Source organism: Exiguobacterium sp. s131 (genome assembly GCF_018617345.1).
Lineage (GTDB): Bacteria > Bacillota > Bacilli > Exiguobacteriales > Exiguobacteriaceae > Exiguobacterium > Exiguobacterium profundum.
The window spans coordinates 159820-184104 of the sequence record NZ_JACSJX010000003.1 but is presented as its reverse complement, the minus strand read 5'-3'; the positions used below and the strand labels follow the sequence as shown (position 1 = coordinate 184104).

Below are 24285 nucleotides of genomic sequence, written 5' to 3'. Positions count from 1 at the left end.
TGACCTTATTTGACCAATTGAGTAGAATAGAGTTAACAGAAACGGGAAAGGGATAGGTGAGGTGAATCCATATGGCTAAAAACTATTACGACGAGCTCGGGGTCTCCAAGGAAGCGACCGAGCAAGAGATTAAACGTGCATACCGGAAACTGGCGAAAAAATACCATCCGGACGTCAATAAAGACCCTGGCGCACAAGAACGATTCAAGTCGGTCCAGGAAGCGTTTGACGTATTGAGCGACCCAGAGAAAAAGGCGAACTATGATCGATACGGTAGCCCGGATGGACCGTCGTTCGGACAAGGGTTCGGTGGCGGTGGAGAGACTTACGGGGAAGGCTCGTCACAATTCGAAGATCTATTCCGACAATTCGGCGGTGGGTCACGTACGACGTCGCGGACGTTCGGATTTGAAGATATGTTCGGAAGCTTCTTTGACCAAGCAGTCGAGGAAGACTTGGATGAGACTGTTCGTGTCAACATCCCGCTTAGTCAATTGACGAAAGAGTCGAAAGTGAGTCTACGTCTTCAAACGGGTACCGTGAACGTCAAGATTCCACAAGGTGCCTACGAAGGTCAGAAGTTGCGGTTGAAAGGAAAAGGTAGCCGGGTCGGACAATCGGGAAACCGAGGTGATGTATATGTCGAACTTCACTTTGCCGATGACGATACGTATCGTCGCGAAGGAGAGCATATCGTGACCGTGAAGCGTTTGCGACCGCTTGAGTTTTTAGACGGGACGAGCGTCATCATTGCGACACTCGACGGGGGACGCGTGAAGTTGAAAGTGAAACCGGGAAGCCGTCCGGGACAACGGATGCGTATTCCGGGCCGAGGTGTCATGACCGGCTCGAAGGTGCGGTCGGACTTGTTCGTGCAACTCGAAGTCGATCTGCCGCTTGATGAGACGTACCGGGCTGTATATGAACAAATCGAACGTTAATAGATAAGGAGGAATCGTGATGGACTTTAATCGTTTTACAGATAAAGCACATGAATGTATTGTCAGTTCACAAGCGTTAGCGAAACAGTATCATCATAGCGAAATCAATGAGTGGCATGTCTTGGCGTCCATGATTTCACAGACGGACGGGATTGCGCCATTGCTGTTTCAAAAAATGGAGATCAACGTGTCAGAGATTGAAGGAGAAGTCGCGCTTTCTTTAAGAAATGCACCAAAACTTCAAAATCCGACGACACCGATGATTTCGGCTTCTTTGCTGAACGTTCTAACGACGGCGGAACGAGAAGCGACGGGGATGAATGATGAGTACGTATCGGTCGAACATATTCTACTCGGTATTTTGTTGAACAGTAGTCAAGCACAGGCGATGCTCGAACGGAAAGGTGTCACCGAAGAACGTCTCCGTGAGGCGCTTGTCGCCGTACGAGGCAATCGTCGGATCACTTCGAAGTCGCCTGAAGCGACGTATGACGTCTTGACGAAATACGGACGCGACCTCATTCAAGAAGTGAAGACAGGTAAAATCGATCCGGTCATCGGACGAGACAGCGAGATTCGTCGTGTCATCCGGATTTTGAGTCGGAAAACGAAAAACAACCCAGTCCTCATTGGGGAACCTGGTGTCGGGAAGACGGCGATTGTCGAAGGGCTCGCCCAGCGTATCGTTCGTGGAGATGTGCCGGAAAGTTTGAAAGACAAAACCATCTTCAGTCTCGATATGAGTTCCCTCGTTGCCGGTGCGAAATATCGTGGGGAGTTCGAGGAACGTCTACAGGCCGTCTTGTCCGAAGTGAAAGAAGCGGAAGGCACCATCATCCTCTTCATCGATGAACTGCACACGATTGTCGGTGCAGGGAAGTCGGAGGGGTCGATGGATGCCGGGAACATGTTGAAACCGATGCTCGCCCGAGGCGAACTGCATTGTATCGGTGCGACGACACTTGACGAGTATCGTCAATATATCGAGAAGGACCCGGCCCTCGAGCGGCGTTTCCAACAAGTACTTGTCGCTGAACCGGATGTCGAGGATACGGTTTCCATCTTGCGCGGTTTGAAAGAACGCTTCGAGATTCACCACGGGGTACGCATCCATGACAACGCGCTCGTCGCAGCGGCTGTATTATCCAATCGCTATATCACCGACCGTTTCATGCCGGACAAGGCGATCGATCTCGTCGATGAGTCGTGTGCAATGATTCGGACGGAGATGGAGTCGATGCCGGCTGAACTCGATGAATTGGTCCGTCGGGTCATGCAGCTTGAAATCGAAGAGGCGGCTCTTAAAAAAGAGAGCGATGCCGCTTCCATGAAGCGACTTGAGGCGCTTCAACAGGAATTGGCGTCACTTCGTGAACAGTCTGACTCGTTACGTCTCCGCTGGGAGAATGAGAAGGAGTCGACGCACCGCGTACAACAAATCCGCGGAGATCTCGAGAAAGTACGTCTCGAGTTACAAGAGGCAGAGAGTCGTTACGATTTGAACCGGGCCTCGGAACTGAAATACGGACGAATCCCGGAGCTTGAGCGAGAACTCGAAGAAGCGGAACAGTTGGCGAGTTCGGTGACACGCGAACTCGTGCGGGAAGAAGTGACAGAAGAAGAAATCGCCGAGGTCGTCTCAAAATGGACGGGCATACCGGTGACGAAACTGACAGAAGGAGAGCGAGATAAGCTCCTCAATCTAGAAGCAGTCTTGCATAAACGCGTTTTCGGACAAGATGATGCGATTCGTCTCGTCAGCGATGCGGTCATTCGAGCGCGTGCTGGCATCAAAGATCCGAATCGTCCGATCGGCTCATTCCTCTTCCTCGGACCGACGGGGGTCGGGAAGACAGAACTCGGGAAGGCGCTCGCAGAAGCGATGTTTGACTCAGAAGACCATATCGTTCGCCTCGATATGAGTGAATATATGGAGAAACATGCCGTATCTCGTCTCGTCGGAGCGCCTCCTGGCTATATCGGATATGAGGAAGGCGGCCAGTTGACCGAAGCGGTTCGCCGTAACCCGTACTCGGTCCTCTTACTCGATGAGGTCGAGAAGGCACATCCGGACGTCTTCAACATCTTGCTACAATTGCTCGATGATGGTCGATTGACCGATTCGCACGGGCGCATCGTCGACTTCAAAAATACGATTGTCATCATGACGTCGAACATTGGGGCAGACATTTTGCTCGAAGCGGCGAAAGATGGCGTGATTGATGAGGACGAAGAGCGTCAAGTGCTCGACAAACTCCGTCGCCATTTCCGTCCTGAATTCTTGAACCGGGTCGATGAAACGATTCTGTTCCATCCGCTCACGAAAGACCAAATCGGTCAAATCGTCGAGAAAGCGGTCGGACGGATGAGCGAGCGGCTCACGACACGCTCGATTCATATCGAGATCACCGACGCAGCCAAAACGTTCGTTGCTGACGAAGCATATGAACCACAATTCGGTGCGAGACCGATCAACCGGTACGTGCAACGGACGATTGAGACGAAACTTGCCCGTAGCATCCTCGCTGGAGATGTCGAGGATGGTCAAACGGTCATCATCGATGTCGAGAACGGGGCGTTGACGTTACGCCCGTCGACAGTCAATGCATAAAGAAAGAGGAATCCACAACCGGATTCCTCTTTTATGTATGCCGACGCTTTCTTCTCAAAATTAAATAACTGATGCCTATAAAAATGAGATAGAGTACCGTTCCGAAAAATAAGTTGAGTACCCATGGGATGGTTCCCATAAAGCTGGCGCGGGTCGCTTCTTGAAACCAGAGCAGTAGCCAAAAGAATAAGCCAAGACTTGTTGCGAGTAGCGTGTAAAATCCCATCATACCTTGTTTCGTCCATCGCTTGATTCCGAACCCGAGTAAAGTCGTAACGATAAAAATTGTACCCAACCCAATATAGAATAATCCGTCAATTGGTAATGACTGCACCTACGTGGCTCCCTTCTCATCATATAATTCAATCTTACACGGAGAGGGAATAAATGGGAATCGTTATTGTGAAACGAGAGGATGTTCTGGTTGATAGATACAGTACGGTTCTGATTCTTTGAAATCGCCAGTGACCGCATAGGCTCTAGCACGCGAACCTCCACATAGATAACGATACTCGCAATACCCACACTTTCCGTGATGACTATCCGGGTCACGTAGCGCCTTGAATGTCGGATGATGGCGATAAATATCGGCGAGAGGTGTCGTTCGGACGTTTCCGCAGGTGATCGGTAAAAATCCGGACGGCTGGACATCCCCTGTATGTGAGATAAAGACGAATCCGTTGCCGTCATTTGTCCCACGAGGGGCTTTTGCCAAATCGTCATGTGGATGTCCGATTGGAGGGAGTCCTGCTGCCCGGCGTCGCTGATTTTCTTGCCGAGCGACTCTCCGATAAAATTGGGCTTCCGTCGTCGAGATGATGAAGGGTGCCGTCTCTTGTAGGGAGAACGCCCATTTCAATACTTCCTCATGTCGCTCAGGTGTAATGGGTTGTAACAGGGATCCACGTCCAGTCGGCACGAGGAAAAAGAGCGTCCAGACGGATACGCCGAGGGATTCTACGAGTTTCGCCATTTCCGGTAATCGATTGACGTTGTATTCGGTCACCGTCGTATTGATTTGAAATGACATTCCCTCCTCTCGGAAATATGAGATTCCTCGAATGGTACGGTCGAAACTGCCACGTGTACCGCGGAAGTAGTCATGCGTCACGGCGTCCGGTCCGTCAATGGAGAAGGCCCAACGTGACAAACCAGCCGCTTTCGCTCGTTTCACGGCATCGTGAGTCACTCGAGGTGTGGCGGAAGGTGTCATTGAGACGCGCATCCCGAGGGAAGAGGCGTATGCGGTCAATTCAAATAAATCTTCACGCATGAGAGGATCACCGCCCGTAAAGACGAGAATCGGGTTATCCATCGCATGAATCTCGCGAATCAATGCCTTTCCCTCTTCCGTATCGAGTTCGTTTTCGTAACGGTGAAATTGTGCCTCTGCCCGGCAGTGGACGCAGGAGAGCGCACAGGCCCGTGTGACTTCCCAAATGACGATGAACGGGTTATCGTTATAGTCGATGTGCTTCATACCGTCACCGCCTGTCGAAGATGTAAGTGATTGACCGCCCGTTTGGCAGAATCGACGCAGTCAGGTAATCCGACTCCATGAAGTATGGCACCACACGCCTCGACGCCGTCCCACTTCAGAAGTGCTTCTTCGAACGCGCGGACGTCCTGTTTATGACCGACTTCATATTGTGGCATCGTTTGAATGTGTCGTTCGACTTTCGTAAAGAGGGGAGTCCCGACTTTTTGAATGCGTCGAAGTTCGCTTAAAGCGAAGTTTGCGATTTGATCATCCTCTTCATGGAGCAGGGACGGGACATGTTCTGAACCGATATACATGCGGAGCAATGCTTTTCCTTTAGGAGCTAGGTGTGGCCATTTTTTATGCATCCAGCTACAAGCGGTCAAGGCGTTTCCTTCCGATTTGGCGATGACGTAGCCGGTTCCATCTAACGCATCCACATCTGACTCGTCGAAGGCGGCGAGTACGGTCATCGAAGAGGTACGTTTTAACGATGACAAGCGTTCGGCTTCTGGGAATCCGAGCAAAGGTCCGAGTGCTTGAGGGGAAGTCGCAAGAATGATGCCGTCAAACTGTTCGACCGTCCCATCGGCAAATGTGACTTCATGAGGTCGAACGGATTGAACAAGCGTCTTTAACATGAGTCGATCGATTGACGGACGGAGCGCCTCGACGATCGCTCCGAGTCCTTGCTCAATCGACAGGAACTTACCAGTCTCGGACGGCTTTACACCGGCTTGGACGGGAGGAGTGAGTGCTTTCATTCCGAGAATCAGACTGCGAGTTTTTTGTTCAATCGTGATAAACTGAGGGAAAGTAGACTCGATGCTCATGTCTTCGAGTGTCCCGTTGTAAATCCCGGACAGAAGCGGTTCGATCATCGTATCGACGACTTCTGAGCCGAGTCTCGTCCGAAAGAAACGGTCGAGCGAGATATCCTCTCCTGCATACACGCGTGGAATCACGAGATCGAATCCGGCGCGAAGTTTTCCTCTCCAAGTAAAGAGATCCGTTTTGACCATCGGCCAAAACTTGGTCGGGATGCCCATGACCGATCCGGCCGGCATCTGTCTCAGTTGCTTCCGTACGTAAATGTAAGAAGTCCCGGTTCTGGAGCGGACGAGTTGATCTGCGAGACCGAGATCCGTAATGAGTGATGTCAAGGTCGGCTTTCGTGCCATATAACCGTCGGGTCCAGTCTCTAACGTAAACCCCTCCCGATAAATGGTCTTAATTTTTCCACCGAGACGGTCCTGCGCCTCAATCAATGTGACATGAGCTCCGGCTTCTTTGGCATAATAGGCTGCGGCAAGTCCGGTGATGCCACCTCCGATAATCGCGATACGATTCAATTGATTCACCCATTTCTCTGAAGTTGTTGTCGTCTTAACGGTACCGGGAATGTTGACGGAGATATAGGATAAGTGTCACGGAGTTCTAGACAAATTTGTCACGAATTCGAAAGGGGACGATGGAATGGCTTCCTTCCTTATCGTTGCGACGCTTGTGGTGGTAGGCATAGCTGGGTTTATTCTGTCGATGAATCGACATGGAGAAAAGTTGGTTGGAGACGAGGAAAGTCCACCGATGATTTGGGCGGATGAAGACTGGTATAAAGATGATGGACCACCAGACGGGTAATATGATAAGATGACCCGGTTGAAATTTGATGGAACATGAGGTGATCGAATGAATGTACTCGAACAACAGTTGAATCACTTGGTTGATGAGTGTCGTCCGTACACGGCTCAAGGGAAAGTGGCGGATTATATCCCTGAACTCGCACATGTGAAAAACGATTTACTCGGGGTGGCGATTTGTTTGCCGGACGGTACGTATATTCATGCGGGGGATGTTCATCACAAGTTTACGATTCAGAGCGTATCGAAGGCGCTCACCCTTTGTTATGTACTGATGGAGTTCGGGGAGGACTATGTCTTTTCGAAAGTAGGGATGGAGCCGACGGGGGACGCATTCAACTCCATCGCCAAACTTGAGGAAACGGTCCCGTCAAAACCGCTCAATCCGATGATCAACGCCGGAGCGTTAGCGGTGACGAGTATGATTTTGGGGGAGACGGCAGAACTCAAAATCTATCAGTTCCGCCAGTTTTTAGCGACGTTATTAAATCGCTCGGTCGAAGAGGTCACGTACGACGAAAAAGTCGCCCGCTCTGAATACGAGACGACCGACTTGAACCGTGCCCTGCTCTATTTCATGCGTCACCATGGAATTGTGGATGGTGACGTCGATGAGATCATTGATGTGTATACGAAACAGTGTGCCATCGAGATTGATTGTTTTGATTTGGCACGAATCGGGCGTGTCTTTGCAGGGAATGGAGAAGATCCGGATACGGGCGAAGAGTTGATTCCACGTCGGGTCGTCCGAATCGTCAAGGCCATCATGACGACGTGTGGCATGTATGATGCATCGGGTGAGTTCGCTGTCCGGGTCGGTCTTCCGGGAAAAAGTGGGGTATCGGGTGCCATCTTGGCGGTCGGGAACCACGAACTGGACTTGAATAACGTCGGGTTTGGCATATTTGGCCCGGCACTTGATTCAAAAGGGAACTCGATTGCCGGAATGAAGTTGTTGGAACTACTGATTGAGCGCTATACTTCGCGCTAAATCGAGAGGTGCTCCACGGATGCATCGAGTTCCTGCTGTAATGTTTCAATTTTTCTGTCGTATGCAGACAGTAGTTCAGCTGGAGGGGTGAAGGCCCGCCAACGCTTTAACAGTTGGTCATGGTCGTTCATCTCACCGAGTTCGGTTTGCATTTTTTTTAACGTTCGGACAGTGTCCATCGATGCATCCGATTCATAGTTTAGCAAGTACTCATGTAAATAGCGTTCGCGTTTGACGGCTAAACGGACTTTATGGAGCGCTTCATGCTGTTCTTTTCCATCGGATTGTTCGTGATAGACGCGTACACGTTGCTTGCGCTCGCTTTTCGCCTTTTCTAACATCGGAGAGGCGTTCGTTTTTTTGAACGCACGAAATAACGGTCCGCCGATGAAACGACGTACTTGTTGATCGAGCGACGGGGTCATTTTTTCACTGACGCGGGTCGAAAGGATCGTCCGTGCGATGGCACGTTCTGTCTCCATCGCTTCAAGAAACGCATGGTCGAGTTCGGTTTTGGAATCAAACGTTTCGATGAGGACGTCGAGGTCGCGCACATGACCGAGTGCCTCCATCAATTGTTTGAGTTGTCGGAACGTCGCCGGCTTCGTTTCATATAGTTGCATAAACGTGATCAATTTCCGTAGATGAACGCGAGCGCGATGAATATCCTCGGAATTGTTGAAGGTGAGGGCTTCCGTCACATAGTGATTGAACGTGTTCCACGTTTCCAACAGTTCAAATTTAAGCTTTTCTGCATGCCGTTGATTCATGATTATAAGTTCCTTTCTGAAAAAGAGATGAGGGTTGTCCATGTACCAAACACATTCATTAAACGAAAAAATCAAACTGTTCTTCACGATTTTCTTTCCAATTTTAGTCACGCAAGTGTCTTTTTATTTGATTAGCTTTTTTGATACCGTCATGTCCGGACGGGCGGGTGCCGTCGATTTGGCAGGTGTCGGAGTCGGTTCAAGCTTGTGGATGCCGGTGTATACCGGACTGAGTGGAATCTTGCTGGCGGTGGCCCCGATCGTGTCGCAAGCGCTTGGTGCGCGAGACCGTCAACAGATTCAACGTACCTTGTTTCAAGGTATCTATTTAGCCATCATGCTGAGCGTAATCACGCTGACGTTGGGCTCACTCCTTGTGCCGATGGCAATCGAGAGCATGGGGCTCAGTGTAGAAGGGAAACGAATCGCGACGCAATACTTGCTTGCCCTTGGATTCGGTGTCTTGCCGATGTTCCTGTTCAATGTGCTACGCACGCTCATGGATGCCTTGGGCAAGACGAGAGTCTCGATGATCCTCATACTATTAGGGTTACCCATTAATGTCGGATTAAATTACATCTTCATCTTCGGAAAACTGGGGGTGCCGGCGTACGGCGGAGTTGGAGCGGGAATCGCCTCAAGCATCACGTACTGGCTACTCTTCTTCATGGCCTTCTTCTTCGTGAGAAACGGGAAGCCGTTCCGCGAATACAAGTTTTTACGGACGACCGAACGAATGGTCTGGCTCCGACAAAAAGAACTGTTACAACTTGGGACGCCAATCGGGCTCGCCATTTTCGCAGAAGTCAGCATCTTTGCAGCGGTCACGGTATTGCTCAGTTCATACGGTGACCAAATCGTCGCGGCTCACCAAGCGGCGATTAACTTCGCTTCGTTTGTTTACATGTTGCCACTCTCAGCATCGAGCGCATTGACGATCGTCGTGGGGTATGAGCTTGGCGCGAAACGACTGCAGGATGCCGTCCGCTATGCAAAAATCGGGCTCGCGCTCTGTCTCGGTGTTTCTATCTTTTCCGGTGCTTTTTTGTTTTGGCAAAACGAACGGGTCGCGGCTATTTATACGAATGATCCGACGGTCGTGGACCTTGCAGCTCACTTTATGATCTTCGCTGTATTCTTCCAACTGTCAGATGCTGTCGCGGCACCGATCCAAGGGATATTACGTGGCTTTAAAGACGTCAACATCACGCTCGTCCTTTCACTCGTCGCTTATTGGGTCATCGGTTTACCACTCGGGTATGTCTTGGCAGAGCACGCCGGATTTGGACCAGACGGTTATTGGATTGGCTTGATTGCCGGGCTCGCAGCCGGAGCGGTCTTGTTATTCCTCCGGTTAGTATGGATTGTCCGACGCTATGGCACGATTCAATCGACATAGAGAGGAGAAGATTGTTCGCAAATGTGAACAATCTTTTATTTATTTTAAATTGGTCTATACAACTATACTTTTATCCGATATGATAACATGGAGGAAAACAAAAAGGAGTGGTGAACCGATGGGGACATTGATCAATGCTCGTATCGTGTCAGCAGAACAAACATGGGAACGTGGATATATCAGATGGAATGGTCAAACGATTGATGAGATTGGATCGATGGACCAGTTTGAACAACAGGATGAGCCTGTGATTGATGTCGCTGGAGCGCTCGTGACACCGGGTCTCATCGATGTGCATATCCATGGGGGATATGAAGTCGATACGATGGATGCGGATGAATCAAAACTTCGACGATTGAGTAACGACATGCTACAGGAAGGTGTCACGTCCTTTTTCGCGACGACGATCACGCAGTCAAAAGAAGCGATTGAGCATGCATTGAAGGCAGTCCGAAATGTCATCGAAGCGCAGGATACGACACTCATCGGAATCCACTTGGAAGGTCCATTTGTCAACGTGGAGATGGCTGGGGCACAACCGGCAGAATATATTATCGACCCGGATGCCGAGCAGTTCCGGAAATGGCAAGAGCTTGCCGGCGGTTATATCCGTCTTGTCACTTATGCACCGGAACGTCCAGGTGCACGTGAGTTTGAAGCTGTTCTTCGCGAAACCGGTGCAATCGGTTCGGCGGGCCATACGAGTGCGACATTTGAAGAGAACAAGCAGGCGGGCGTCAAACACGGGACGCATCTTTATAACCAAATGCGTGGGTTGCACCATCGAGAACCCGGAACGGTTGGGTATTGTCTCTTAGAGGGTGGGGTCATCGCGGAAATCATTCCGGATGGGATCCATAGTCGTCCGGAGATGGTCGACTTCGCGTTTCGCTTAAAAGGAGCAGATGAACTTGTCGTCATCACGGATGCGATGCGAGCAAAAGGACTTCCGGACGGACAATATGAGCTTGGCGGTCAACCGGTCATCGTAGCGGACGGGGCTGCGCGACTTCAAGCCGGGAACCTTGCGGGCAGTGTGTTGACGATGGATGCTGCATTCCGAAACATTCAGGCATATACGGGATGTACGGTGGAAGAAGCGGTAAAAATGACCTCGACGAATGCGGCCAAAGAATTCGGATTGACGACAAAAGGCGATATCAAATCGGGGTTTGATGCAGACCTTGTCGTTTGGGATGGCACGACACATGTTCAGATGACTTTTGTCAAAGGTCGAATCGTATATGAACGGGGGGAACAAAGATGAATGTACTAGTCGCAAAGACGGCGAACGACGCGGAACGAATCGCCTATACGCTAATCAAAGAACGGATTTCAGGGAAACATGACTTCGTACTCGGTCTCGCAACCGGTAGCACACCGGTCGGGATGTATCAGATGTTTAAACAGGACGCGCTCGACTGTAGCCACGTGACGAGCGTCAATTTAGATGAATACATCGGATTATCGCCCGAACATCCTCAAAGTTACAACCGCTTTATGAAAGACCGTCTCTTCGATGAAGTGCCATTCAAACAGAGTCACTTGCCTCAAGGGGACGCACCGGACCCAAAAGCGGAAGCGGCTCGTTACGAAGACCTCGTTCGGAAGGTTGGTGTCGACTTACAACTTCTTGGTATCGGGGAAAATGGTCACATCGCATTTAATGAACCGGGCACGGCCCTCGATGCGAAGACGCACGTGACCGAACTCACCGAATCAACACGAGAGGCAAACCGTCGCTTTTTTGACCGATTGGAAGACGTCCCGACGCATGCGATCACGATGGGGCTCGATACGATCATGAACGCACGTGAGATTGTCCTTGTGGCGACAGGGGAGCGGAAAGCTGAAGCGGTACAGCACATGATTGAAAGCGTACCGACGGTCGACTGGCCGGCCACAATCCTACAGGCCCATCCAGGTGTGACGGTCGTGCTCGACGGGGCGGCTGCATCGCGCTGTGCGGAATCCTTACAAGCCCGTGGGCAAGAAGCGGCAACACGATTTTTCACCATTCGGGATTAACGAACCTGCGGAGTCATCTCCGCGGGTTTTTCTGTGTTCAACTGTGGGAAAATGTAAAGAAACGAATTTGTCATCAAAACGTTTTCGACAAATTTCCCGCTTTCCTCTATAATGAGTGAAGCTCATTATTTTGACTCGAAGGAGACCGATATGAATTCTAGAACACATGCTCGCAGACAGCGCACAGGTCCGTCTGCGTTTTATAAGATATTTAGTGCCCTCGTGCTGATTGCGATTATTGCTGGATCTAGCATTTACGGTACAGCGTTTTACAAAGCTCACAATATGTTGTCAGGCACCCAAGTCACATTAGAGGATGACCCGACGGTTGAGCCGACTCGTTATGATAAAGAAGATACGGAGACGTTCTTGATTTTAGGGACAGACCTTTCTCCACAGAAGAAAGCGCGCGGTGAGTTCGGACGATCAGACGTCATGATTGTCGTCATTTTAAACAAGAAAGAAAAACAGACGACGATGCTCAGTATCCCGCGTGACTCGTATGTCAATATCGACTACACGGGATATAACATTCCTTATGGCAAGACGGGACTTGACCAAGACAAGATCACCCACGCTTACTATTTCGGTTCGATGGATGAATCGAATCCGAACAACGGGATGCGGATGGCGACGAACACGATCGAAGATTTAGTCGGTGTTGAAATCGACCATGTCGTCTCGCTCAACTTCCAAGGGTTCGTTGATTTCATTGATGCGGTAGGTGGCGTTGAGATTGATGTTCCGTTCTCATCACAACAAAACAGTTACGATGCGTCACGTGAAACAGTTCAAATCGAACAAGGACTTCAACAGCTTTCTGGTGAAGAGGCACTTGCCTACGTTCGAAATCGATACGATGACCCACGTGGGGACATCGGTCGTGGACAACGCCAGATGGAAGTCATCAATGCCGTACTCGAACAATCACTCGGCACATCACTCCTTAACAATTATGATAAGGTCTTGAAAGCCGTCGGCGACAACATGCAGACGACACTTGGACCGAATGACTATATGCGTTTAATTGAAGATGTTGGTGCGCTTCACAATACGGTGCAATATCAATTGACTGGAGAAGGTGCCCGGGCAAATGACGGACACTTCTACTATTTCTTGAACGAACCGCTTCTTGAAGAAGTTCGCTATCGTGTACAACAAGCGGACGCCGGTAATCGTGTCGAGCCGATGACGGATACGGAATTAGAATCTTACACGTTGGACCCGAATGGAATAACGTACGAAGCACAATAAAGTTTGACTTACGAAAAATGCAAAACGCTCAGAATTCATCTTCTGAGCGTTTTTTATGTGGCAGTGTATTTCAGGTCAGACCGCTTTTTTGCGTGGGATTACTTGAAAATAATTTAGTCGATGATGTTCCCACTCAAAAATTTGGTATCACAGTAAGGACAACGATATACATCATCCACGTCAGTATTATGGTCAAATCGTAGTGGTAGTCGTCTTTTACACTGTGGACATTTCCATAAAGTGAGGGATATGACGAGGAAGATTACAAATAAAGATGCTCCTAAAATCGTCAACCATGTCGAGCCTATCAGGATATTGATCAGACTAAGTGGAATCGAGATAAATAAACAAAGTAATGCGATTTTTCGATATTTCATAATATCAACTACCTTAGACAATGTTCTCCCCCCTTTAACATCTTTATACGTAGAATAAGATTGTTTAGTTCCAATATGAGTCGAAAAGAGGGTGGGAAATCGTATTTCTGTTTCGTGCGTTATATGCGATCCATGGCGACAGTGAAAGAGTACGAGTCGCCACGGAAAAGGGAACGGCTGTATTCAAACATACCGCCATCCTCGAGATATGTTCGCTGGTCAATCAACAAGACCGGTGCGTTCGGAGAAATGGTGAGGAGCTTGGCTTCTTCTGGACCGGCGCTCCGGGCTTCGAGTGTCTGTGTTGCATTTTTCAGGCGTAAGCCATGCTGTTCGGCATACGCATAAATCGATCCCGTCGCGTCATCTTGCGTCAGGTCAGGCAATAAATGAACGGGAATATATGCGGTCTCGAGCGCAAGTGGATGATCATCGGCGAGTCGTAGCCGTTTCATTTCATAAACCGGTGTTTGATTTGGGATGCTCAGTTGCTGCGCGATGCGATCCGTTGCCGGAATGACCTCGTATGACAAGAGACGGCTGAGCGGTCGCATACCTCGATGTTTGATTTCCTCAGAAAAACTCGTCAGTCCCGATAACGTCATCGCAATCTTTTGACTCGCGACGAACGTGCCTCTTCCTTTTTGACGGCTCAAGTAACCGGCGTTGACGAGGTTCATGATGGCTTGACGAATCGTCATCCGACTGACGTGAAATTGCTCGGAAAATTCACGCTCTGAGGGCAAGGTGTCTCCTGGTTTTAACAATCCGTCATCAATTTGTTGCTTTAAGTACGCTTCAATTTGATAATAAATAGGTAACGGAGATTGTTTATCGATTTCTAACATATCATTTCGCTCCTGACTGAGAAGATGTATGTTTCATTATAGACGAAATTAAACTAGTTGTCTGAACAGATTATAGAGAGAAGGTGGAGGACAAGATGGAACCATATACAGCAAGTACAGTCGTGACCTCAATAAAGGAAGACGGCAACGGTCATTGGCACACACTCGAGAACAGCCCGTTTTATGCGGAAGGTGGGGGACAACCGGCTGACCGTGGATGGATTGGGACGCATCCTGTACTGGACGTACAAATCAAGGACGGGGAAGTATGGCATCTCTTGTCAGAATCATTACCAGCGGGCAAAGCGGTAGAAGTTCGAATCGATGAGGATGTCAGACGGGACCATTCCATCCAGCATACGGCTCAACATGTGATAACGGCGATTTTGGAAGACCGTCATGGCATTCGGACGCTCAGCTTTGGAATCGGAGAAACGGATTCATCCATTGAGATTGAAACGGCAACGATGGACTGGGCGCACGTTGAAGCACTTGAACAAGAGATGCAACAACTGATCTTTGAAAACCGTCCGATTCATGTCTACGAGATTCCGGAAGAAGAAGTAGACCGGATGCGTTTACGGAAAGAGACGGACCGAACGGGGATGATTCGCATCGTCGAAATCGAAGGTTTAGATTACAATGCATGTGGTGGTACTCATGTGGAGACAACGGGACAACTCGGTACCATCCATGTGACGGCGATGAAGAAAGTGAGGGGGAATCTCCGCTTGACGTATGTGGCCGGAAATCGAGCGATCAAGGCGACTCAACAAGCGCGAGCAGCGTTGCGGACGATTCACCATGCATTCTCGACAACGAATGAATCCGTGGCAGCCCGTGTAATCGAAGAACATACGATTCGTTTGGAACGTGAAAAAGAAATTAAAACGCTCGAAGAACGGATTGCCAAAGCGAAAGTAGAGGCCGTGTTGAAAGAAGATAACTATGTGGCCTTACATGTCGGAAGAACAGAAGCGGAGACGTTGACGACCGCCATCATCGAACGAATCGCGGCAACTGGACGAATTGCCGTCGGGGCCAACTATGGAACGCAGAAGTTGTTCGTCATGCATGACGGGACACAGGATATCGCCGTCGGCACATTCTTGAAAGCAGCGCTCCAAGAGATGCAGATCGGTCGTGGCGGTGGAAACCATAAGCAGGCCCAAGCGCGTTTCACATCCGTAGCGGAACTAGAAAAAGGAATCGAAGAAATCGTGAAACGACTGCAGGAAGGGGTTTTACCATGTTGATCATTCAATCGGGAAATGAAGCAACGTTGATTGAACAGGCCAGACAAGTGCGGGAAATCGTATTCGTTCAGGAACAGGGAATCGATGCTAGTTTAGAATACGATGATTTAGACGGTGTGTGTACACATGTGATCGGGCTCCTTGACTCCGAACCGGTGACGACAGCACGTCTTCGTCCCGTCGACTCGACTGTCGGGAAAGTGGAGCGGGTGGCGACGATTCAGGCGGCCCGAGGTCATGGATATGGAAAAGAGATCATGGACGAAGTCGAGCGTGTCGCGAAACGTCAAGGATTGGTCGAACTGCGATTAGGGGCACAGCTGACGGCGCTTCCGTTTTATGAAAAGCTCGGGTATGAGGCGTTCGGAGATGAATTTTTGGATGCCAATCTCCCACACCGCATGATGCGAAAAACATGGTAATCCTTTTTTGAAATATCCCATTTTTCTAAAAAAAGGTTGGCAAGAAGATTTCGTTTTGTTATAACTAATACTAACAACTGACAGATAGAGGTTGCGAATGACATGAGTAAGCTTGGTTGAAACGGACGCACTCCGGACCGAGCCGAAAGGGGAAATTCGCCGAAGTCGACGTTCACGTGCGTGTGAACGAAGGCTGGGGTAGTCGTGAACAACGCCTACACTGCCATGGTCAACTACCATGGAGCGCTATCTACGGAACGATTCTTTAATCGTTTTTCAACTGCGCGTACAAGCGGCAGACCGTAGGGAGAGTGCTTCCTACCGGTCTGCCGCTTTTTCTGTTGGTGGACATCTTGAAAGTGGGGAACTTGATGACAACCGTACTGAAATTTGGTGGCAGCTCCGTTGCCACTATCGAACAAATACAAGCCATTTCGGACTATTTACAGACACGTGTGGCGACCGGTGAAAAATTGGTCGTCGTCGTATCGGCGATGGGCAAAACGACAGATTCGCTCCTGTCGCTCGCCAAACAAATCACGGATCGCCCGATGATTCGCGAACTCGACCGGCTACTCGCCGTCGGGGAAGAACAGACAATCAGCCTACTCAGTATCGCCTTGAACTCGCGAGGCGTACCGGCCATCTCTCTAACGGGACAGCAAGCCGGGATCGATACGATGGGCATTCATACGAAGAGCAAAATCAAGGCGATTCGAAAAGAAGTGTTACACGAGAAGTTGCGTCAATACGACGTCCTGATTGTCGCTGGATTCCAAGGCGTAAATGAGGCGGGAGACGTCACGACCCTTGGGCGTGGCGGTTCGGACACGACAGCCGTCGCACTGGCGGCCGTCCTCAGTCAGCGTTGTGAAATTTATACTGACGTCGCGGGTGTCTATACGACAGACCCACGAATCCATCCGACGGCGAAACGTCTGGACACTGTCTCTTATGACGAAATGATGGAGATGAGCGCACTGGGCTCTAAAGTGATGGAGATGCGCAGCGTGGAGCTCGCGAAAAAGTACGACGTCAATATTTTTGTTGGGAAGACGCTCTCGAGCGAAGGAGGAACATGGATCATGGATACGACGCAAGCGATGGAACAAAAAGCAGTCACGAGTGTGAGTGTCGTCAAGAACGTACTCAGTGTCTCAATCAAACATATTCCGCATACGGCGGCGGGAGTCGCAGACATCTTTGAACGATTGTCAGAGCGACACGTCAACATCGATATGATTTCACAGACGGCATTCGACGGTGAAGTGTTCCTCTCGTTCACATGTCCGCTCGATGAAGAGGCATTTTTAGAAGAGGCACTCGCGGAGTTGACAGCGACCTTGCCTCAAATCAAAATCGATCGTCACACGGAACATGCAAAAATTTCGGTCGTCGGAATCGGCATGCGAGACGCGACAGGCGTCGCATCAGAGCTCTTCGCGACATTCCGTGAGATGGGGATTCCATTCTATCAAGTCACGACGTCTGAAATCAGTATTTCCTATACGATTCAAGAACAAGATGTGGAAGCGGCAGTCGCAGCCATTGCGGCCCGGTTCAACTTATAAGGAGGTAGCACGATGTATAACGTAGCAGTCGTCGGTGCGACAGGTGCCGTCGGACAAAAAATGATTGACGTCTTAACAGAATATGAATTTCCAATCAGCGAGTTGAGACTCTATGCTTCAGCCCGCTCGGCAGGAAAGACGGTCGAGGGGAATGGGCAATCGATCGTGATTCGTGAATTGACCGATGCGATTTATGCGGACCCGATCGATATCGCACTCTTCTCTGCAGGTGGCAGCATCAGTGAACAATATGCCCCTCGGTTGAGTGAGCAAGGAGTCATTGTCATCGATAATTCAAGTGCATTCCGAATGCAAGAAGGAATTCCACTCATCGTACCGGAAGTGAACCGAGTCGAACTCAGTCCGGAGAGAACGCTCATCGCGAACCCGAACTGTTCCACGATTCAATCGGTCGTGGCGCTCGCGCCTCTAGCGGAAGTATACGGACTGACACGCGTCGCCTATACATCTTATCAAGCGGTATCGGGATCGGGTCAAAAAGGGATAGATGACCTCGAGCGCGGTGCGCGCGGAGAGGAACCGACGAATTATCCGTATCCGATTTATGATAACGTGTTGCCGCACATCGATGTGTTTCTAGAAAATGGCTATACGAAAGAAGAACAGAAGATGATGGATGAGACACGTAAGATTTTAAATGCGCCAAACCTCGGGGTGACGGCCACTTGTGTCCGAGTGCCGGTGCGAAACAGTCATGCGGTCTCGATCACGGTGTCGCTCGAGCGAGATGCGACGGTCGCAGAACTGAAAGCAGTCCTCGCCGATGCACCAGGGGTCGTGTTAATGGACAATCCATCCGAATTGACATATCCGACACCGCTCGATGCGAACGGGACGGATGAGGTGTATGTCGGACGAATTCGCCGAGACGATTCACAACCCAATACGTTCCATCTTTGGTGCGTTGCAGATAACGTCCGAAAAGGGGCGGCAGCGAATGCCGTTCAAATCGCGCAATGTATGATTAGTCAAACAGCGACGAAATAAGGAGGAGATGACATGTTCACAGGAGTGGCGACAGCACTAGCTACCCCATTTCAAGAAAATGGGCAGTTGAATCTAGAAGCATGGGCGGCATTAATTGAAGACCAAATCCAAGAAGGTGTGACAGGTCTCGTCATCGGTGGGACGACCGGCGAAGGGATGACAATCACTGATGACGAGTTTGAGACATTGCTCGTTCGAGCGGTGGAGGTCGCAAACGGTCGAGCCGTGATCATCGCGGGGACCGGTTCGAACAATACAGCAGTCAGTATTGAGAAAACGAAACGGGCCGCCGAACTTGGTGCGGAGATGGCGATGGTCGTCACACCGTACTATAACAAGTCGACACAGGCCGGGCTGATTGCTCATTTTACTGCGATTGCGGATGCGTCACCGATTCCGCTCATGCTCTACAATGTTCCGTCACGGACGGGTGTCGCCTTGGCACCGGAAACGGTCAGTGAGCTCGCGGAACATCCGCGCATCACTGCCTTGAAAGAAGCGAGTGGGGATATCTCGGTCATGGCGCAGATGATGGCCCATATTCCGGAAGGGTTCACCGTTTACTGTGGAAATGACGATCAAATCTTGCCGTACATGGCTTGGGGCGCACAAGGGGTCGTCTCCGTTTTATCAAACGTCTATCCGGGAGCGACGGTCGCGTTGGCAGACGCCCTATTGGCGGGTGATTTGCAGACAGCACGTACGTGGCAAATTCGTTTACTCCCAGTCATCGATGAACTTTTCGCAGAAGTGAATCCGATTCCGGTGAAGGCAGCGCTTCAAGCGCGAGGATTTGAAGTCGGTGTGCCACGTCTGCCGCTCGTTCCAATGAGCGCGACGGCTGAGGCGAAATTACTATCGGCGATGGAACAATTCAATGAGGTGAGACAATGAATGTTCTCATCCATGGGTTTGGCGCAATGGGACGCATTGTCGAAGAGGTCGCTCATGCGCAAGGTGTAAACGTAACGGCAATCGTCTCACCGGGAAGTGACGAGCACACGGCGACTCTGAATGAGGTGGACGTACCCGTCGATGTCGTGATCGACTTTTCGAACCCGGCGTTACTCCCTGATTTACTCGCGTTCGGACGGGAGCGTAATATTCCGCTCGTCATCGCGACGACCGGCTTCACACCGGATGAACTGGCCGAGATTGAAACGGCTTCACAAGACATCCCAATCTTCCAGTCTTACAACACCTCATACGGGATCGCGCTCTTGAAGCAGTTGCTCGACCAACTCGTCCCACTCACTCTCGGATATGATATTGAAGTGATTGAGGCACACCATCGGAAGAAAGTGGACGCACCAAGCGGGACGGCAGAATTATTGGCACGTGCCATCGAAGCGAAGCGTGACGTGACACCGATTTACGAACGAACGTCACGTCGGGAAGCGCGTGGAGTTGAAGAGTTAGGAATGCATTCCATTCGGGGTGGCACGATTTTCGGTGAGCATACCGTGCTCTTCGCCGGAGATGATGAAATGATTGAACTGAAACATACCGCGTTATCGAAACGCGTCTTTGCAAACGGGGCTCTTGCCGCTGCGGCAACGATCATCGATCGCCCGGCAGGACTTTATAATCTATCGAACTTATACGAGGAGGCTACTCATGTTACTCACAAACGCTTATGAAATCGCACAATATATTAAAGATGCTAAGAAGGAAACACCAGTCAAGCTTTACGTCAACGGTCAATTGGCGGGTCTTGTAATCGAGGAAGCGAAAGCATTCGGAACGGATGAGTCGAAACTGTTTTTGACGACGGCAGAACGCGCTGCGGCATTTTTGGAAGCAAATGCATCGGTCATCACGGATTCACATCTTGAATACGACCGTCGCAACAGTGCCGTACCGATGCTTGATACGACACGACTCAATGCCCGAATCGAACCAGGCTCGTTCATCCGAGACCACGTCCAAATCGGAAACAACGCGGTTGTCATGATGGGAGCTGTCGTCAACATCGGAGCGGTCATCGGAGATGGTTCGATGGTCGACATGAACGCTGTCATCGGAGCGCGCGGAACGCTCGGGAAGAACGTTCACCTTGGCGCAGGTGCCGTGGTCGCAGGGGTTCTTGAGCCACCTTCAAAAGATCCGGTCATCATCGAGGATGGTGTCATGATTGGGGCGAACGCAGTCATCTTGGAAGGCGTTCGCGTCGGTGAAAACGCAGTTGTCGCGGCAGGAAGTGTCGTCACACAAGACGTCCCTCCAGGTGTTGTCGTTGCGGGAACACCTGCACGAATCATCAAACAGAAAGATGAAAAAACTTCTGAAAAAACGCAACTTGTTGATGACTTACGCTCTCTCTAACGTATAATAGACAGAAAATATAAAAAATGAGGAATGGGAGAGTTGCATTATGGAACAGTATGGACAATGGATGTGGAAAGACGGGGCTTGGATTGAGCCGACTGACGCAAACACGAGTATCATGACACACGCGATTCACTACGGAAGCGGGTTCTTTGAAGGGATTCGCGCGTATCACACGGAGGAAGGTCCTGCTATCTTCCGATTACGTGAACACTTGGAGCGACTTGTTCGCTCGTGTGCATACTACCACGTCACGCTACCGTATACGGTAGATGAACTCGAACAAGCCACGATGGAATTGATTGAGCGAAACGGATTTGAAGCATGCTACATCCGTCCGTTCGTCTTCCTTGGAACACCATGGCAGGCACTTATGCCGACTGCTGAGACGAAGGTACATGTTGCCATCTCGTGTTGGCCGCTCGGTGAATATTTCAACAAGACGGTCGGGATTCGAGCGAAAGTGGCCTCGTATCGCCGCGTGTCTTCTACAATGATGCCAATGCAAGCGAAAGCGGCCTCGAACTATATGAACTCACAGCTATTAAAAGGAGAGGCGCTCCGTGACGGATTCGACGAAGCGATTGCTCTTGATATGAACGGAAACGTCAGTGAGGCGAGTGTCGCGAACATCTTCCTCGTGAAAGGAAAAACGATTACGACACCGTCCCTTGACTGTTCTGTACTCGATGGCATCACACGTCAAACGGTGATGCAATTGGCTCGCGAGGCCGGTTATGAAATCTTCGAGCGCCATATCGGACGCGATGAGCTCTATGTGGCTGATGAAATCTTCTTAACGGGAACGGCAGCCGAGGTGACGAGCGTCATCGAGGTCGACCATATCTCGATTGGTGGAGGTGTCCAGACGGTTGCGACAGAAATGTTGACACGCTATCGTGAAGCCGTAACAGGACAACTTCCGGAACACCGCGATTGGATCACGTTCGTGAAATCAGCAGTAACAGAGTAAAGGAGTTTTGCACGATGGGAGTCACAATTGACTTGAATGCGATTCGCGAAAACAAACGCCGGATTGAAGCTCTCGGGCGCCCCGTGTTTGCGGTCGTGAAAAACAATGCCTATAACCTAGGAATGGAGCCAGTTGTGACGACTTTGTATGATGAAGGAGTCCGTCACTTCATGGTGACCACGTTAGAAGAAGCGATTGAAGTGCGAGCGCATGCAGAGTCGGCTCGCGTCCTCGTCATGAATCCGGTATATACGTGGGAACACGTGCATGCCCATGATTTTGACGTCGCAATCGGCTCGTATGAATGGCTCGTTTCACAGCGTGAGCATCTCGATGGCGTTCGCCTTCATTTGAAATTAGACGTCGGCATGAACCGATTCGGTGCCAAAACGTTTGAAGAAGCGCTACAGATCGTTGCCTTCTGCCAAAATGAAGGATTGAACCTTGTCGGACTATGTACACATTTTCCGCTCGCGGATGCGGACAATGCCGAAGTCGAGCATAGCGTCCAAGTCGAACGCTTTGCCGACTGGTCGACACGTTTGATGGAACGTCATACGTTTGAACTGATCCATGCGGCAAATAGTGCGGCCACGCTTCAAGACGACTCGCGCTTGCACCATTGCACACATGTGCGTGTCGGTATTTTCTTATACGGTTATTCGTCGGTTGAGCCGGTTGAGTGGCTCGTACCTGCGTTTTATTGGGAGACAGAAGTGGTTGCCGTCCACGACATCGAAGCGGGGGCTCATGTCGGGTATGGAACGGGATATACCGCGGAATCGAAAGAACGGATTGCTGTCTTACCTGTCGGATATGGGGATGGATTGATGCGGGCGAGACGTCACTTGCCTGTTCACATCGCGGGGAAAGCATACCCGTTCATCAGTAACATCTTTATGAGCCATAGCTTCATCAAAGTCGACGAAGACGTACAAATCGGCGACCGCGTCGCATTATATGGGATCGAGACGAAAATCGATGACGTGACACGTGTTGGCTATGCCAACAACTCAGAACAGCTCTGTGCCCGTTCGTGGCGTGTCCCACATCGCTTTGAAGGAGGAATTGTATGTACACCACCAATCAATCAGAATGTTTGATCGAAGGCGTGTCCGTCCGTGAACTTCAAGCGACGTACGGGACACCTTTATACATCATGAGTGAGCCAGAACTAGAGCGTCGCCTTGGAATTGTCCAGAATGCGTTTCTAGATAAGTATCCGAACACGTATGCGTTATACGCGTCAAAAGCATTATCGATTGCGGCCGTTTATGAAAAAGTGATGGCCGCAGGGTTAAGTGTCGATGTCGTCTCAAGGGGTGAGATGTACGTAGCACTGCATGCCGGGGTACCGGCGGAGCGCATTCACGTTCATGGATCGAACAAGACGATTCTTGACATCACGTATGCTCTCGAACAGGGGATTACACACTTTACCATCGACAATATGCGGGAGATCAGCCTCTTGTCAGGACTTGCGGCTGAATACAATCGCGAAGTCGATGTGCTTCTCCGCATTGTGCCTCAAGTTGTCGGGGGTGCCCATGCGGCGATTCAAACGGGTGGGGTTGATACAAAATTCGGTTTCCCGACGCATGACGACACGTATTTAGACGCGATTCGTGCGACGTTAGAAGCCGAGCACTTACAGTTGAAGGGGATCCATTGTCACGTCGGTTCTCAAATTCAAGATCCGACCCTCTTCATCAACACGGTGAAGACGATGGTGCGCTTCATGGATACGATTCGTCAGGAAACCGGCTATACGACGGACGTCTTGAACATCGGTGGGGGATTCGGCGTCGCTTACTTGGATGAAGACGAATATCTCGATTTTGCCCAGACGATGGAGCAAGTCATGGAGACGTTGGTCGAAGAAGTCGAGGCACGTGAATTGCGACTTCCGAAAATCGGGATTGAGCCAGGACGTTGGCTCGTCGCCAATGCGGGTGCCACGCTGTATGAGGTGGGGACCGTCAAAGAAGTGAGCGGCGTTCGTACATTCGTGTCTGTCGATGGCGGGATGACGGACAATATCCGTCCGGCACTGTATGACGCAGAGTATGAGGTCGTGGCAGCGACACGGATGAATGAAGAGAAGACGCTCGAGGCAAAAATAGTCGGAGCGTGCTGTGAGTCGGGAGACATCATCTCGAACCGCTCGTTGATCCCTCCTGTCACACCAGGTGACTTATTACTTGTCAAAGCGACAGGAGCATACAATTTCTCCATGGCGAGCAACTATAACCAGATGCTTCGTCCAGCTGTTGTCTTCGTGAAGGACGGGGCACATCGACTTGTCGTTCGTCGCCAAACGTTTGAAGACTTGGTGGCATGTGAGGTCATTGGACAATCAACGTAAGACTGCAGAGCAATCTGTAGTCT

General features: G+C 50.4%; 23 protein-coding genes and 1 riboswitch. Of the genes, 18 read left to right on the top strand and 5 right to left on the bottom strand.

Annotation, left to right across the window (positions count from 1 at the left end; genetic code table 11):
- Positions 1-71 precede the first annotated feature (71 nt).
- Both KNO69_RS13230 and clpB read left to right on the top strand, forming a co-directional pair.
- Positions 72-941 carry a DnaJ C-terminal domain-containing protein gene (locus tag KNO69_RS13230; RefSeq protein WP_214818605.1) on the top strand — a complete coding sequence of 290 codons (870 nt, stop codon included), beginning with the start codon at positions 72-74 and terminating at the stop codon, positions 939-941.
- Positions 942-960: 19 nt separating this feature from the next.
- Positions 961-3552: an ATP-dependent chaperone ClpB gene (gene clpB, locus KNO69_RS13225; protein ID WP_214818603.1), complete on the top strand. Its 2592-nt coding sequence runs from the start codon at positions 961-963 to the stop codon at positions 3550-3552.
- 31 nt (positions 3553-3583) lie between these two features.
- On the opposite strand, the gene KNO69_RS13220 is transcribed toward clpB, so the two are convergent.
- From KNO69_RS13220 to hemG, 3 genes are all read right to left on the bottom strand, one after another.
- A complete protein-coding gene (locus KNO69_RS13220; RefSeq protein WP_214689076.1) occupies positions 3584-3886 on the bottom strand; it encodes a hypothetical protein in 303 nt (100 codons plus the stop codon).
- 63 nt (positions 3887-3949) lie between these two features.
- The gene (locus KNO69_RS13215; RefSeq protein ID WP_214818601.1) at positions 3950-5032 is read right to left on the bottom strand and encodes a TIGR04053 family radical SAM/SPASM domain-containing protein; all 1083 of its coding nucleotides are present in this window, start codon (positions 5030-5032) and stop codon (positions 3950-3952) included.
- The gene (hemG, locus tag KNO69_RS13210; protein WP_353047495.1) at positions 5029-6435 is read right to left on the bottom strand and encodes a protoporphyrinogen oxidase; all 1407 of its coding nucleotides are present in this window, start codon (positions 6433-6435) and stop codon (positions 5029-5031) included. Before hemG ends, KNO69_RS13215 begins: the two co-directional genes overlap by 4 nt.
- A gap of 73 nt (positions 6436-6508) precedes the next feature.
- Between hemG and KNO69_RS13205 the strand changes: the two genes are divergently transcribed.
- Entirely contained in the window at positions 6509-6673 is a 165-nt protein-coding gene (locus tag KNO69_RS13205) for a hypothetical protein (RefSeq protein WP_015880731.1), read from the top strand.
- 48 nt (positions 6674-6721) lie between these two features.
- Positions 6722-7663: a glutaminase A gene (gene glsA, locus KNO69_RS13200; protein WP_159563499.1), complete on the top strand. Its 942-nt coding sequence runs from the start codon at positions 6722-6724 to the stop codon at positions 7661-7663.
- Here glsA and KNO69_RS13195 read toward each other — a convergent pair.
- A complete protein-coding gene (locus KNO69_RS13195) occupies positions 7660-8433 on the bottom strand; it encodes a CHAD domain-containing protein (RefSeq protein WP_214818596.1) in 774 nt (257 codons plus the stop codon). The genes glsA and KNO69_RS13195 overlap by 4 nt on opposite strands.
- 40 nt (positions 8434-8473) lie before the next feature.
- Between KNO69_RS13195 and KNO69_RS13190 the strand changes: the two genes are divergently transcribed.
- The 4 genes from KNO69_RS13190 (at position 8474) to KNO69_RS13175 (ending at position 13114) form a co-directional block, all read left to right on the top strand.
- Positions 8474-9832, top strand: coding sequence for an MATE family efflux transporter (locus KNO69_RS13190; RefSeq protein WP_214685477.1), 1359 nt, complete (start codon positions 8474-8476; stop codon positions 9830-9832).
- A 118-nt stretch (positions 9833-9950) separates the two neighbouring features.
- Positions 9951-11099, top strand: coding sequence for an N-acetylglucosamine-6-phosphate deacetylase (nagA, locus tag KNO69_RS13185; protein WP_214818594.1), 1149 nt, complete (start codon positions 9951-9953; stop codon positions 11097-11099).
- Positions 11096-11860 (top strand): glucosamine-6-phosphate deaminase, encoded by a 765-nt coding sequence (nagB, locus tag KNO69_RS13180; RefSeq protein ID WP_214818592.1) that lies wholly within the window; start codon positions 11096-11098, stop codon positions 11858-11860. Before nagA ends, nagB begins: the two co-directional genes overlap by 4 nt.
- Before the next feature lie 150 nt (positions 11861-12010).
- Positions 12011-13114, top strand: a complete 1104-nt coding sequence (locus tag KNO69_RS13175) for an LCP family protein (RefSeq protein ID WP_214818590.1) — start codon at positions 12011-12013, stop codon at positions 13112-13114.
- A gap of 496 nt (positions 13115-13610) precedes the next feature.
- Here KNO69_RS13175 and KNO69_RS13170 read toward each other — a convergent pair whose 3' ends face one another.
- Positions 13611-14339, bottom strand: a complete 729-nt coding sequence (locus KNO69_RS13170; protein ID WP_015880738.1) for a GntR family transcriptional regulator — start codon at positions 14337-14339, stop codon at positions 13611-13613.
- Positions 14340-14434: 95 nt separating this feature from the next.
- Between KNO69_RS13170 and KNO69_RS13165 the strand changes: the two genes are divergently transcribed.
- From KNO69_RS13165 to lysA, 10 genes are all read left to right on the top strand, one after another.
- A complete protein-coding gene (locus tag KNO69_RS13165) occupies positions 14435-15595 on the top strand; it encodes an alanyl-tRNA editing protein (RefSeq protein ID WP_214818587.1) in 1161 nt (386 codons plus the stop codon).
- Positions 15589-16017, top strand: a complete 429-nt coding sequence (locus KNO69_RS13160) for a GNAT family N-acetyltransferase (protein ID WP_214818585.1) — start codon at positions 15589-15591, stop codon at positions 16015-16017. Before KNO69_RS13165 ends, KNO69_RS13160 begins: the two co-directional genes overlap by 7 nt.
- 77 nt (positions 16018-16094) lie before the next feature.
- A riboswitch (Lysine riboswitch) is annotated at positions 16095-16274 on the top strand.
- Positions 16275-16388: 114 nt separating this feature from the next.
- Complete coding sequence (locus KNO69_RS13150) at positions 16389-17588, top strand: aspartate kinase (protein ID WP_031420946.1); 1200 nt, start codon at positions 16389-16391, stop codon at positions 17586-17588.
- 12 nt (positions 17589-17600) lie between these two features.
- Complete coding sequence (locus KNO69_RS13145; RefSeq protein ID WP_214818582.1) at positions 17601-18596, top strand: aspartate-semialdehyde dehydrogenase; 996 nt, start codon at positions 17601-17603, stop codon at positions 18594-18596.
- Between the two features lie 12 nt (positions 18597-18608).
- On the top strand, positions 18609-19490 hold the full coding sequence (dapA, locus tag KNO69_RS13140; protein ID WP_214818572.1) for a 4-hydroxy-tetrahydrodipicolinate synthase: 882 nt from the start codon (positions 18609-18611) through the stop codon (positions 19488-19490).
- Positions 19487-20236, top strand: a complete 750-nt coding sequence (dapB, locus tag KNO69_RS13135; RefSeq protein ID WP_214818570.1) for a 4-hydroxy-tetrahydrodipicolinate reductase — start codon at positions 19487-19489, stop codon at positions 20234-20236. Before dapA ends, dapB begins: the two co-directional genes overlap by 4 nt.
- Positions 20214-20921 carry a 2,3,4,5-tetrahydropyridine-2,6-dicarboxylate N-acetyltransferase gene (dapD, locus tag KNO69_RS13130; RefSeq protein ID WP_214689089.1) on the top strand — a complete coding sequence of 236 codons (708 nt, stop codon included), beginning with the start codon at positions 20214-20216 and terminating at the stop codon, positions 20919-20921. The genes dapB and dapD overlap by 23 nt, the downstream gene beginning before the upstream one ends.
- A 49-nt stretch (positions 20922-20970) precedes the next feature.
- The gene (locus tag KNO69_RS13125; protein WP_214818568.1) at positions 20971-21897 is read left to right on the top strand and encodes a branched-chain amino acid transaminase; all 927 of its coding nucleotides are present in this window, start codon (positions 20971-20973) and stop codon (positions 21895-21897) included.
- A gap of 14 nt (positions 21898-21911) precedes the next feature.
- A complete protein-coding gene (alr, locus tag KNO69_RS13120) occupies positions 21912-23000 on the top strand; it encodes an alanine racemase (RefSeq protein WP_214818566.1) in 1089 nt (362 codons plus the stop codon).
- The gene (lysA, locus tag KNO69_RS13115) at positions 22970-24262 is read left to right on the top strand and encodes a diaminopimelate decarboxylase (protein WP_214818564.1); all 1293 of its coding nucleotides are present in this window, start codon (positions 22970-22972) and stop codon (positions 24260-24262) included. Before alr ends, lysA begins: the two co-directional genes overlap by 31 nt.
- Positions 24263-24285: the final 23 nt, after the last annotated feature.

Coding starts and splice junctions, on each gene's coding strand:
- KNO69_RS13175 (WP_214818590.1), top strand. CDS start 12,011: ATGAATTCTAGAACACATGCTCGCAGACAGCGCACAGGTCCGTCTGCG.
- KNO69_RS13165 (WP_214818587.1), top strand. CDS start 14,435: ATGGAACCATATACAGCAAGTACAGTCGTGACCTCAATAAAGGAAGAC.
- clpB (WP_214818603.1), top strand. CDS start 961: ATGGACTTTAATCGTTTTACAGATAAAGCACATGAATGTATTGTCAGT.
- KNO69_RS13125 (WP_214818568.1), top strand. CDS start 20,971: ATGGAACAGTATGGACAATGGATGTGGAAAGACGGGGCTTGGATTGAG.
- KNO69_RS13150 (WP_031420946.1), top strand. CDS start 16,389: ATGACAACCGTACTGAAATTTGGTGGCAGCTCCGTTGCCACTATCGAA.
- nagB (WP_214818592.1), top strand. CDS start 11,096: ATGAATGTACTAGTCGCAAAGACGGCGAACGACGCGGAACGAATCGCC.
- dapD (WP_214689089.1), top strand. CDS start 20,214: ATGTTACTCACAAACGCTTATGAAATCGCACAATATATTAAAGATGCT.
- lysA (WP_214818564.1), top strand. CDS start 22,970: ATGTACACCACCAATCAATCAGAATGTTTGATCGAAGGCGTGTCCGTC.
- KNO69_RS13205 (WP_015880731.1), top strand. CDS start 6,509: ATGGCTTCCTTCCTTATCGTTGCGACGCTTGTGGTGGTAGGCATAGCT.
- nagA (WP_214818594.1), top strand. CDS start 9,951: ATGGGGACATTGATCAATGCTCGTATCGTGTCAGCAGAACAAACATGG.
- KNO69_RS13170 (WP_015880738.1), bottom strand. CDS start 14,339: ATGTTAGAAATCGATAAACAATCTCCGTTACCTATTTATTATCAAATT.
- KNO69_RS13215 (WP_214818601.1), bottom strand. CDS start 5,032: ATGAAGCACATCGACTATAACGATAACCCGTTCATCGTCATTTGGGAA.
- glsA (WP_159563499.1), top strand. CDS start 6,722: ATGAATGTACTCGAACAACAGTTGAATCACTTGGTTGATGAGTGTCGT.
- KNO69_RS13145 (WP_214818582.1), top strand. CDS start 17,601: ATGTATAACGTAGCAGTCGTCGGTGCGACAGGTGCCGTCGGACAAAAA.
- KNO69_RS13230 (WP_214818605.1), top strand. CDS start 72: ATGGCTAAAAACTATTACGACGAGCTCGGGGTCTCCAAGGAAGCGACC.
- KNO69_RS13195 (WP_214818596.1), bottom strand. CDS start 8,433: ATGAATCAACGGCATGCAGAAAAGCTTAAATTTGAACTGTTGGAAACG.
- KNO69_RS13160 (WP_214818585.1), top strand. CDS start 15,589: ATGTTGATCATTCAATCGGGAAATGAAGCAACGTTGATTGAACAGGCC.
- KNO69_RS13190 (WP_214685477.1), top strand. CDS start 8,474: ATGTACCAAACACATTCATTAAACGAAAAAATCAAACTGTTCTTCACG.
- dapB (WP_214818570.1), top strand. CDS start 19,487: ATGAATGTTCTCATCCATGGGTTTGGCGCAATGGGACGCATTGTCGAA.
- dapA (WP_214818572.1), top strand. CDS start 18,609: ATGTTCACAGGAGTGGCGACAGCACTAGCTACCCCATTTCAAGAAAAT.
- alr (WP_214818566.1), top strand. CDS start 21,912: ATGGGAGTCACAATTGACTTGAATGCGATTCGCGAAAACAAACGCCGG.